The 9,541-nt window shown below is 66.2% G+C and carries 9 protein-coding genes; 3 read left to right on the forward strand and 6 right to left on the reverse strand.

The features are described 5' to 3' along the window. Positions 1-393: 393 nt before the first annotated feature. The 5 genes from K675_RS0116550 to K675_RS0116570 form a co-directional block, all read right to left on the reverse strand. On the reverse strand, positions 394-1,458 hold the full coding sequence (locus tag K675_RS0116550) for a 2,3-butanediol dehydrogenase (RefSeq protein WP_157383950.1): 1,065 nt from the start codon (positions 1,456-1,458) through the stop codon (positions 394-396). 64 nt (positions 1,459-1,522) lie between these two features. Then, on the reverse strand, positions 1,523-2,635 hold the full coding sequence (locus K675_RS0116555) for an acetoin dehydrogenase dihydrolipoyllysine-residue acetyltransferase subunit (protein ID WP_017904613.1): 1,113 nt from the start codon (positions 2,633-2,635) through the stop codon (positions 1,523-1,525). Beyond that, the gene (locus K675_RS0116560; RefSeq protein ID WP_017904614.1) at positions 2,632-3,651 is read right to left on the reverse strand and encodes an alpha-ketoacid dehydrogenase subunit beta; all 1,020 of its coding nucleotides are present in this window, start codon (positions 3,649-3,651) and stop codon (positions 2,632-2,634) included. The genes K675_RS0116555 and K675_RS0116560 overlap by 4 nt, the downstream gene beginning before the upstream one ends. A 70-nt stretch (positions 3,652-3,721) precedes the next feature. Continuing rightward, on the reverse strand, positions 3,722-4,696 hold the full coding sequence (locus K675_RS0116565; protein ID WP_017904615.1) for a thiamine pyrophosphate-dependent dehydrogenase E1 component subunit alpha: 975 nt from the start codon (positions 4,694-4,696) through the stop codon (positions 3,722-3,724). Next, entirely contained in the window at positions 4,677-5,747 is a 1,071-nt protein-coding gene (locus K675_RS0116570; RefSeq protein WP_017904616.1) for an ATP-NAD kinase family protein, read from the reverse strand. Before K675_RS0116570 ends, K675_RS0116565 begins: the two co-directional genes overlap by 20 nt. Before the next feature lie 377 nt (positions 5,748-6,124). On the opposite strand from K675_RS0116570, the gene K675_RS0116575 reads away from it, so the two are divergent. From K675_RS0116575 to K675_RS0116585, 3 genes are all read left to right on the forward strand, one after another. Continuing rightward, the gene (locus K675_RS0116575) at positions 6,125-8,008 is read left to right on the forward strand and encodes a sigma-54-dependent Fis family transcriptional regulator (RefSeq protein ID WP_026145264.1); all 1,884 of its coding nucleotides are present in this window, start codon (positions 6,125-6,127) and stop codon (positions 8,006-8,008) included. An 85-nt stretch (positions 8,009-8,093) separates the two neighbouring features. Then, positions 8,094-8,468, forward strand: a complete 375-nt coding sequence (locus K675_RS0116580) for a RidA family protein (protein WP_017904618.1) — start codon at positions 8,094-8,096, stop codon at positions 8,466-8,468. Positions 8,469-8,479: 11 nt separating this feature from the next. Beyond that, on the forward strand, positions 8,480-9,148 hold the full coding sequence (locus tag K675_RS0116585; protein ID WP_037006674.1) for a helix-turn-helix transcriptional regulator: 669 nt from the start codon (positions 8,480-8,482) through the stop codon (positions 9,146-9,148). Between the two features lie 53 nt (positions 9,149-9,201). Here K675_RS0116585 and K675_RS0116590 read toward each other — a convergent pair. After that, a partial coding sequence (locus K675_RS0116590; RefSeq protein ID WP_017904620.1) for a homocysteine S-methyltransferase family protein occupies positions 9,202-9,541 on the reverse strand: 340 nt, incomplete at its 5' end.

The raw sequence follows: 9,541 nt of genomic DNA on the forward strand, positions 1-9,541 counted from the left end.
TGGCCAGAGCCATGACGAGTTACACCACGTCCTGGGACACGATCGTTCATACCCGTCATCCTTCAGGGGCTTGGCAGGAGCGTGCTTGTCTAGGGTATGAAGTAGAGCGTCGCAAGGGAGTTCAATTTAATTGCTGGTATGAGACGCAATGTGTTCGGGTCTGCTAAAGCGGGTCAGTTACCTCACCCACGATGCGCCGACCCGAATACCGGATGCGGCACGGGAGCCGGGGCTATATCTGGTGCCGCGAGCGATCCCGCGCTGTCAGCGACCTGAGCCCGACATTACTTTTCCGTCAGCTTCGGGGGGCTGTCCACTGATGGAACAGGTAGGGACTGATATCGGCTTCGCCTGGGTAAAAAGGGCCGCACCCGGCGGCCCTCCAGGCCAGATTCAGGACATTTGAGGGGAAACGATGATCTTCACGTTGTGCTCCTTGTTGTTCACCAGCTCCTGGAAGCCTTTCTCGACGATCTCTTCGAGCTCGATGCGTCCGGTGACCAGAGGCGTGATGTCCAGGCGGCCATCGGCAATGAAGGCGATCACATCGGCGAACTCGCCGTTATAGGCCAGCGAGCCGAACACCTGCTTCTCGGTCGCCACCAGCTCGAAGAAGTTGAAGGAGCTGGGCTCCTCGAAGATGCCCACCAGCACGCAGGTGCCAGCCTTGCGAATGGCGTCGATGGCCAGCTTGGCGGTGTGCTTGTTGCCGATGCACTCGAAGCTGACGTCCGCCCCGAGGCCATTGGTCAGGCGGCGGACCTCCGCCAGCACGTCGCATTCGTTCGGGTCGAGCACATGGCTGGCGCCGACCTCGCGGGCCTTGGCCTTGCGTGCCGAGGACATCTCCAGCGCGATCACCTGGGCGGCGCCGGCGGCCTTGGCGCACATGATGGTGCACAGGCCGATGGTGCCGGCGCCGACCACCACCACGTTGCGCCCCAGCAGGCTGCCGGCTTTCTTCACCGCGTGCATGCCCACCGCCAGCGGCTCGATCAGGGCTCCGGCTTCGGTGGGGAAGCCCGTGGGCAGCTTGTACAGCAGGTTGGCCGGCACGTTGACCCATTGGGCGAAGGCACCGTTGTTCATCAGCCCGGTAAAGGCCAGGTTCTCGCAGATGTTGTACAGGCCGTTTCGGCAGTAGTAGCAGGTCCCGCAGTGCTGGCAGGCGTCCGCCGCGACGACTTGGCCGCTGCTGAAGCCCTCGACACCCTCGCCAAGCTTGACGATCTCGCCGCAGAACTCGTGACCGAGAATGCACTGGCCCTTGATCCCGGTGAGCGGGTGGGGCGCTTCCACCGGGATGAACACCGGGCCTGCAACATACTCGTGCAGGTCCGAACCGCAGATGCCGCACCAGTGCACGCGGATCTGCACCCAGCCGGGCGGTGGGTCGCCCGGCAGCGGCACGTTTTCCACGCGGATATCGTTGCGGCCGTGCCAGACCGCTGCGCGCATGCTGTTGGTGTCGATTGTCATGGCTGTCTCCTGAGGCCCGGCCCTATGGGCGGGCCCTTGTGGGTCAATGGCGTTTGAGAAAGTCCAGCAGCAGGGCGTTGACCGCCTCGGCGTCTTCGAGCTGGAGCATGTGGGCCTGTTTGGGCAGTACGTGAACTTCGGCAGGTAGACCTTCGGCGTGGCTGGCCGGGATGATCGCGTCCGCCTCGCCCCAGATCACCAGGGCCGGGTGTTCGGCGGTGTCCAGGACATGGCGCAGGTCGGCCTGCTGCCGGCCGTTGGCGAAGAGTTGGTCGGCGAGCTGCCGCAATGCCGTGCCCACGCCTTCGAGTCGCTTGTACTTGAGCATGTCCTCGAGCATCTGCCGGTTGACCAGCGTCGGGTCGGAGAACAGTTGCACCAGTTGCGGCTTGAGCTCGTTGCGGCTGTTGGCCCTGACGAAGCCTTGCAGGTACTCACCGTTGATCTGCGTACCCAGCCCGGCACTGGCCAGCAGACTCAGCGAGCGCACGCGCCGGGGCGCCAGTCGCGCGGCGTTGAGGGCCACGGCGCCGCCCATGGAGTGTCCAGCCAGGTGCGCCTGCCGGATATCCAGGTGGTCGAGCAGGGCAAGCACCGCCCCGCTCAGTTCGTCGAGATCGCCCCGCAGCAGCGTCTTGCCCGACTCACCATGGCCCGGCAGGTCGAGGGCGATGACCCGGCGGGTGGCCGCCAGCGCCTCATGATTGAACAACCAGTTGTTCAGATCGCCGCCGAAGCCGTGGATCAGCAGCAAAGGCACGTCGCCTTCGCCGCGCTCGAAGTAGCGCAGCACACGGGCGTCCAGCTCGACCTTCTGCGGTATCGGTCCGTTGTCGACTTCGGCGCCATCGCTCGGGACGAACTCGGCCTGGAAGCGCTCGACCACTTCGTCGATCTCTTCGTCACTGGCTTCACCTTCGACGATGACCCCCAGCAGGGCACCGACCGGCAGAACCTCTTCCTCTCGTGCCACCTGCCGGCGCAGTACACCGCAGAAGGGCGCCTCGACGCTGCTGCTGATCTTGTCGGTCTCGACGTCGAGCACTTCATCGCCTTTTTCGATGACGTCGCCGTCCTGCTTGAGCCACGCGTCGATACGCCCCTCGGTCATCGACAGGCCCCACTTGGGCATGGTCAGGGTGTGGATTCGGCTCATGCCACCTTCCTCCCTTGCACCAGTTCCAGGACCGTGGCCTCGATCTTCGCCGCGCTGGGGATGTACAAGTCCTCCAGGGCGTCGGAGAAGGGCACCGGCGTGTGTGGCGCGGTGACCTGGCGGATCGGTCCCTTGAGCGAGTCGAACGCCCGTTCGGCGACCAATGCGGCGATGTCGGTGGCCATGGAGCAGCGCGGGTTGGCCTCGTCGATCACCACCAGTCGGCCGGTCTTCTCCACGCTTTCGAGGATGCTGTCGGCGTCCAGCGGGCTGGTGGTGCGCAGGTCCAGCACCTCGCAGGACACGCCCTGGCGCGCCAGACTGGCGGCGGCGTCCATGGCCAGGTGAACCATGCGGCCGTAGGTCACCAGGGTCACGTCATCACCCTCGCGCAGGAAGTTGGCCTCGCCGAAGGGGACGGTGTACAACTCTTCCGGCACGTCACCCTGCATCGAGTAGAGCAGCTTGTGTTCGCAGAAGATCACCGGGTCGTTGTCGCGGATGGCCTGGATCAGCAGGCCCTTGGCGTCATACGGCGAGGACGGGCAGACCACCTTGAGCCCGGGAATATGGGTCCACAGCGAGGTGAGCATCTGCGAATGCTGGGCGGCGGCGCGCAGGCCGGCGCCGACCATGGTGCGGATCACCAGCGGGGTCACCGCCTTGCCTCCGAACATGTAGCGGAATTTGGCGGCCTGGTTGAGGATCTGGTCCAGACAGCAGCCGGCGAAGTCGACGAACATCAGCTCGCACACCGGGCGCAGGCCTCGGGTCGCGGCGCCGACCGCCGCGCCGACGTAGCCGATCTCCGACAGCGGGGTGTCCAGCACCCGGCCGGGGAACTGGTGGAACAGGCCCTTGGTGACGCCGAGCACGCCGCCCCAGGCGTCGTCCTCGCCCGGTGCGCCAGCGCCGCCGGCGTTATCCTCGCCCATGATGAATACCGTCTGGTCGCGACGCATTTCCTGGGCCAGGGCTTCGTTGATGGCCTGCTGGTAAGTGATCTTTCTGGCCATGATGGCTCTCCTCTTGTTGTTCTTCCGGGGCCGGGGCGAGGGGTTGTCCCACGGCGCCCGGCGGCTGATCTCAGGGGTAGGCGACGTACACGTCGCTGAGCAGGTCGGCCGGCGAAGGCTTGGGATCGGCCTTGGCCCGCAGCACCGCCTCATCGATGCTGGCGTGCACCTCGGCGTCGATGCCGTCCAGGACGCTGGCCTGCAGCAGCCCGGCGCGCACGGTGCGTTCGCGGAACTGCATCAGGCAGTCGCGGGTTTCGCGGTAGTGCTTGACTTCATCGGGGGCGCGGTAGGTCTGGGCATCGCCTTCGAAGTGGCCGTAGTAACGGGTGAGCTTCACCTCGATCAGTGAGGGGCCTTCGCCAGCCCGGGCACGTTCGACGGCGGCAGCGGCGGCTTCGTGGACCGCGAAGAAGTCGAAGCCGTCCACGGTCACCCCGGGCATGCCGAAGCCGGCGGCGCGGTCGGCAATGTGGTCGCAGGCCACCGACCAGTTCGATGCCGTGGCCTCGGCGTAGCCGTTGTTCTCGGCGACGAAGATGCACGGCAGGTTCCACACGGAGGCGAGGTTCATCGCCTCGAACACCGCGCCCTCGTTGGAGCCGCCGTCGCCGAAGAAGGCTACGGCCACCGCGCGGTTGCCCTTGAGCTTGGCGGCGAGTGCCGCACCGGCCGCCAGCGGCGCGCCGGCGCCGACGATACCGTTGGCGCCAAGCATGCCCTTGGACAGGTCGGCGATGTGCATGGACCCGCCCTTGCCCTGGCAGACGCCGGTCTTCTTGCCGTAGATCTCGGCCATCATGCCGTACACATCCACCCCCTTGGCGATGCAGTGACCGTGGCCACGATGGGTGGAGGCGATGCAGTCCTCGTCGTCGAGATGGGCCATGACGCCGGCGGCGGACGCTTCCTCGCCGGCGTAAAGATGCACGAAGCCGGGAATCTCGCCGGTGGCGAATTCCACATGCAGGCGTTCCTCGAAGGCGCGGATGGTGCGCATCACGCGATAGGCATGGAGCAGTCGTTCAGTCGATAGCAGGGACATTTTCTTGTTCTCCAGGGTGGTTCACGGGCTTGCCGGCAACGGCCAGCAGGCGATGGTGGGCGGCGAAGGCCAGGGCGGCCTCGACGTCGATGCTCAGCGGGCCGTCAAGTTCGAGGGTGATGCTGGGGCGGTCGGCGGCGGCGAACTCGATCTCGCGTTCACCATCCAGCGCCAGGGTGCCGGCGGCCAGCAATGGCCGGCGTGGTACGCCGGGTTCGAGGCTGCCGCTGGCGACGATCCCGCAGGCTTGCAGCAGGCCCGGGGCCAGCGGTGCCAGCAGCGCCTCGTCGGCCTGTGGCGAGAGGCGCAGCCAACTGCCGCGCGGGCAGCGTCGCGACACCGGGTTCCATAGCCCGCACAGCGAGGACAGGCCTATGGCGTGGGGCTCGGCGAAGGCTGCATGGATTTCCGCCAGGTCCTCGGCGCGGCTGATGGCGCGGGCGCCGGTGAAGGTCAGTGGCGAGACGGCGACTTCCACCAGGGCGATTTCGTCGATACCCCGTGCCGCCAGTCGCACGCGCAGGCGCTTGTTGCGCCGCAGGCCCACCGGCGGGGGAATCCGGCCACTGGCATAGAGCCCGCCGGCCAGTCCGGCGCCGGTGGCTTCGCGCAGTTCCGGGAAGGCGTTGTTGGTCCCGGTGGACAGGCACAGCAACGGTATGTCGCCGACCTCGGCGGCCACCGCCTTGTGCGTGCCGTCGCCACCGAGCACGGCCACCAGGCTGACGCCTCGCTCGACCAGCAGTCGTGCGGCCAGGCGGGTATCCTCCACGCCCTGACGCAGCGGCATGTCGAGGAACTCCAGGCGTGGCCAGCGGCTTTCACGGGCGTGGCGACTGCCACTCGCCTTGAGCACGGCGGCGGCAATGCCGGTCATGTCCGGCGGCATCAGCACCTCGTCGATGCCGGTGGCGCCGAAGGCGCCCAGCAGGCGCTGGACTACGGCGGCCTTGTCGGTGCTGGAGTAGAGCCCGGCATTGGCGGTCAGGCGGCGCAGGTCCCGGCCCGAGGCGGGGTTGGCGATGATGCCCACGCGCAGCGGCCGACTCATAGCGAGAAGCCGCCAGTCGCCGGAGCAACTTTCTCGGTCTGGAAAAACGGCGAAGAAACAGGAGCGAACATGACGCACCTCTGATTGTTGTTGTGGGTGCGGGACGGAGCCCGGTGTCATGCGGGAGATAGCAAGGGCGGTGCCAGGATGCGCTGCATGAGGCTGCATGCCCTGTGTCAGAGCGGTTGGAGTGGGTCAAACCGGTGGCTGAACGCGCGGCGGAATGAGACGCGCCATGTCAGCCTGCCTGGCGTCGCGGTGAGACGTTGAGACGCTGCGTCTCAGTGGGCTGCCGGCTGTTCGTGACACTTGTCCCGCAGGCGAGGCGGGGCTTAAATGAGCGCAACAAGAACAATGAAACACGCCGTGGAGGCCCCATGCTTCCTGCCTACTCCAGAGCCCACGTGGACTGTGTCAGCCGTGTGTTGCGTCATGCCGGCCGCTTGCCTGAGGCGCCGGTACCGAACCTGATCCTCGACTCCTGGCGCCGTTCGATGGAGCAGCACCACCTGGATCCGGGCTCGCTGCAGGGCCCGCGTATCCTCAGCCAGACATTGCTCAGGGAATACCGCGAGCGCGCCGAGAGCTTCCTGTGCATCGCCGGTGAGGAGGTCTCGCGGCTGCATGGCCGGGTGCGCGACGCCGACTACTGCGTGCTGCTCACCGACGCCCAGGGCAATACCATCGACTATCGCGTGGAGTCGGCGATCCGTGCCGACTGCCGGCGTGCCGGGCTGTATCTGGGAACCTGCTGGTCGGAAGGCGAGGAGGGCACCTGTGGCGTGGCCGCGGTGCTGACCAATCGCGTACCGGTGACGGTGCACAAACGTGACCATTTCCGCGCCGCCTTCATCGGCCTGACCTGCTCGGCGGCACCGGTGTTCGACCCCTGGGGCGAATTGCTCGGGGTGCTCGACGTGTCGGCCGTGGAGTCTCCGGACGACCGCCGCAGCCAGCACCTGATCCGGCAGATGACCGTGCAGAGCGCCCGTGACATCGAAAACGCCTTCTTCATGCACAGCACCCGTGGCTTGTGGGTGTTGCGAGCACACGCCGCCCCGGGCTACGTCGACAGCCAGCCGGAGTTCCTCTTCGCCTGGGACGCCGACGGTTGCGTGCAGGCGCTCAACCCCTCGGCCCGGCATTATCTGCTGGAGCGCCATGGGCAACTGCCACGGCACATCGGCGAGGTCTTCGACCCGGACCTGTTGCATGCGGCTGCCGACGAACATCCACTGCATTTAGCCGAGCACGGCCTGCATGTTCGTCTGAGCGTGCCCCGGAGCGCGCACAAGAGGGTGGTTGCGCGCCACGCCGCCGGCGAACCGGACCCGCGGATCGCCGAGAGCCTGCGCCTGGCGGTCCGTGTCAAGGACCGCAACCTGCCCGTGCTGATCCATGGCGAAACCGGTGCCGGCAAGGAAGTCTTCGCCCGCCAGTTGCATGAGCGAAGTGCGCGGCGTGACAAACCCTTCGTGGCGCTCAATTGCGCCGCGATCCCCGACAGTCTGATCGAGAGCGAGCTGTTCGGCTATGTCGCCGGCGCCTTTACCGGTGCCGAGCGCAAGGGCGCGCGCGGGCTGCTGCAGCAGGCCGATGGCGGCACGTTGTTCCTCGACGAGATCGGCGACATGCCCCTGGCTCTGCAGACACGCCTGTTGCGTGCGTTGGCCGAGGGCGAAGTGGCACCGTTGGGCGCGGCGCGCAGGCAAACCGTGGATATTCAGGTGATCTGCGCCAGCCATCGCGACCTGGCGGCCCTGGTGGCCGAGGGCGCCTTTCGCCAGGACCTGTATTTTCGCCTCAGTGGCGCGCGTTTCGAACTGCCGCCGCTGCGCGAGCGTAGCGACAAGCTGGACCTGATCAACCGTATCCTCGATGAGGAGGCCTCACGCTGCGGCTTGCGCCTGGGGCTGGGCGCCGCGGCCCTGGAGTGTCTGCTGGGATACGGCTGGCCGGGCAACGTGCGCCAGTTGCGCCATGTTCTGCGCTACGCCTGTGCCCTCTGCGCGGGTGAAAGTATCCGCCTGCAGGACCTGCCCGAAGAGCTGCATGGCGCGGCGCCACAGGTGCAGGTGGAGGTGCTGGCCAGTCCCGAGCGCCAGGCGCTGCTCGAGGCTCTGGTGCGCCACCGCTGGCAGCCGGGGCCGGCGGCGCGGGCGCTGGGCATTTCTCGGGCGACCTTGTATCGGCGTGTGAAGCAGCATGACATCGTGATGCCGCGGGCCAGGCCCCGGGACAAGACGGCAGGCGATGAATAAAAGTATTGCGAATGAGCATTTGTTCATTCTAGCATCAGGGCTCCTCCCGTCATGGGTCACACCAATCGCTATCGGAGCCCCTTTCATGAGAACCATCACCAGCGCCAATGCCCCCGCTGCCATCGGGCCTTACTCCCAGGCCAAGGCCTTCGGCAACCTGATTTTCACTTCCGGCCAGATCCCGCTGGACCCTGCCAGCGGCCAGGTGGTGGAAGGCGGCGTCCGCGAACAGACCCTGCAGACCATCAAGAACCTGGAAGCTGTTCTGAAAGAGGGCGGGGTAGGTTTCGAGCAGGTGATGAAGACCACGTGCTTCCTCCACGACATGGCTGACTTCGCCGCCTTCAACGAGGTATACGAGCAGTTCTTCGTGTCCAAGCCGGCACGCTCCTGCGTGGCGGTCAAGGCCCTGCCGAAAGGTGTGCTGGTCGAAATCGAGGCGATCGCCGTCTCGGCCTGATGCCCCGGACCATGGTGAAGCTCTCGCCGGCTGACCAGGCCATCCTGCGCTCCCATTCGACGCTGCTGGACGGCCTCGCAGCCTACCTGGGGGCGGGCTTCGAGTTCGTCCTCCACAGCCTGGACAACCTGGATGCCTCGGTGATCAAGATCATCAATGGGCACCTGACCGGGCGGCAGGCGGGGGCGCCGATCACCGACCTGGCCTTGCGCATGCTTGCCGAAATCAATGAGTCGCAGGGCAGTTCCGGGAAGAACTATTTCTGCAAGAACCGCAACGGCGAACCGCTCAAGTCGACCACGCTGGTCATTCGCGGCGAACAGGGTATGCCGATCGGACTGCTGTGCATCAATTTCCACCTGAACACGCCACTGCACGAACTACTGGGCAGTTTCATGCAGCCGCCTGCCAGCGTGACCGAGGTGCTGTCGGAGAACTTTGGGGCCGACGTGAACGAGACGGTACTCGTTGCCTTGGGTTCGGCGCGAAAAAAGGTCGCCGAAACGCTGGCACTCTCGGCGAATGGCTACAACAAGGCGGTCATCAACCTGCTCCACGAGCAGGGCATCTTCAAGCTCAAGGGGGCCGTCGGACGGGTTGCCCAGGATCTGGGCGTCTCCAGGAACACGGTCTATCTGCACTTGCGTTCGGCGCGGGATGCCGAGCCGATCCATCACTGACCTCTGAACGCAAGTCGCCTGATGCAAGCCAGGCGCCTTGTTCATTCCGTTGCTCAGGCCAGGTTGCGCTTGAGCTCGGCGATATGCTCGGGGCCGATGCCGCAGCAACCGCCGATCAGGCTGGCGCCACGTTGCTGCCAGTCCCGAGCCCAGGCCAGGTAGCCCGGTGGGTCGAGGTCTTCGCGCAGTTCGTCCAGGCCGTCGTTGGCGGTGGCTTCCTTCGGTTGCGGCGGGAAGGCATTGGCGTAGGCGCCGATGGCGATATCCGCGTTCAGGCGTTCAATCACCGAACGCGCCACATCCACGGCCGAACCAATGACTTCCGGCTGGCTGCAGTTGAACAGCACGGCGCCCACGCCCAGGGCGGCCGCCGCTTCGATGGCCTCGACCACC

The organism is Pseudomonas fuscovaginae SE-1 (genome assembly GCF_000364705.1).
Lineage (GTDB): Bacteria > Pseudomonadota > Gammaproteobacteria > Pseudomonadales > Pseudomonadaceae > Aquipseudomonas > Aquipseudomonas fuscovaginae_A.

What these genes read in the sequence shown, in the direction of transcription:
- K675_RS0116550 (WP_157383950.1), bottom strand. Translation starts at nt 1,458, where the DNA reads ATGCGCGCAGCGGTCTGGCACGGCCGCAACGATATCCGCGTGGAAAAC.
- K675_RS0116555 (WP_017904613.1), bottom strand. Translation starts at nt 2,635, where the DNA reads ATGAGCCGAATCCACACCCTGACCATGCCCAAGTGGGGCCTGTCGATG.
- K675_RS0116560 (WP_017904614.1), bottom strand. Translation starts at nt 3,651, where the DNA reads ATGGCCAGAAAGATCACTTACCAGCAGGCCATCAACGAAGCCCTGGCC.
- K675_RS0116565 (WP_017904615.1), bottom strand. Translation starts at nt 4,696, where the DNA reads ATGTCCCTGCTATCGACTGAACGACTGCTCCATGCCTATCGCGTGATG.
- K675_RS0116570 (WP_017904616.1), bottom strand. Translation starts at nt 5,747, where the DNA reads ATGAGTCGGCCGCTGCGCGTGGGCATCATCGCCAACCCCGCCTCGGGC.
- K675_RS0116575 (WP_026145264.1), top strand. Translation starts at nt 6,125, where the DNA reads ATGCTTCCTGCCTACTCCAGAGCCCACGTGGACTGTGTCAGCCGTGTG.
- K675_RS0116580 (WP_017904618.1), top strand. Translation starts at nt 8,094, where the DNA reads ATGAGAACCATCACCAGCGCCAATGCCCCCGCTGCCATCGGGCCTTAC.
- K675_RS0116585 (WP_037006674.1), top strand. Translation starts at nt 8,480, where the DNA reads ATGGTGAAGCTCTCGCCGGCTGACCAGGCCATCCTGCGCTCCCATTCG.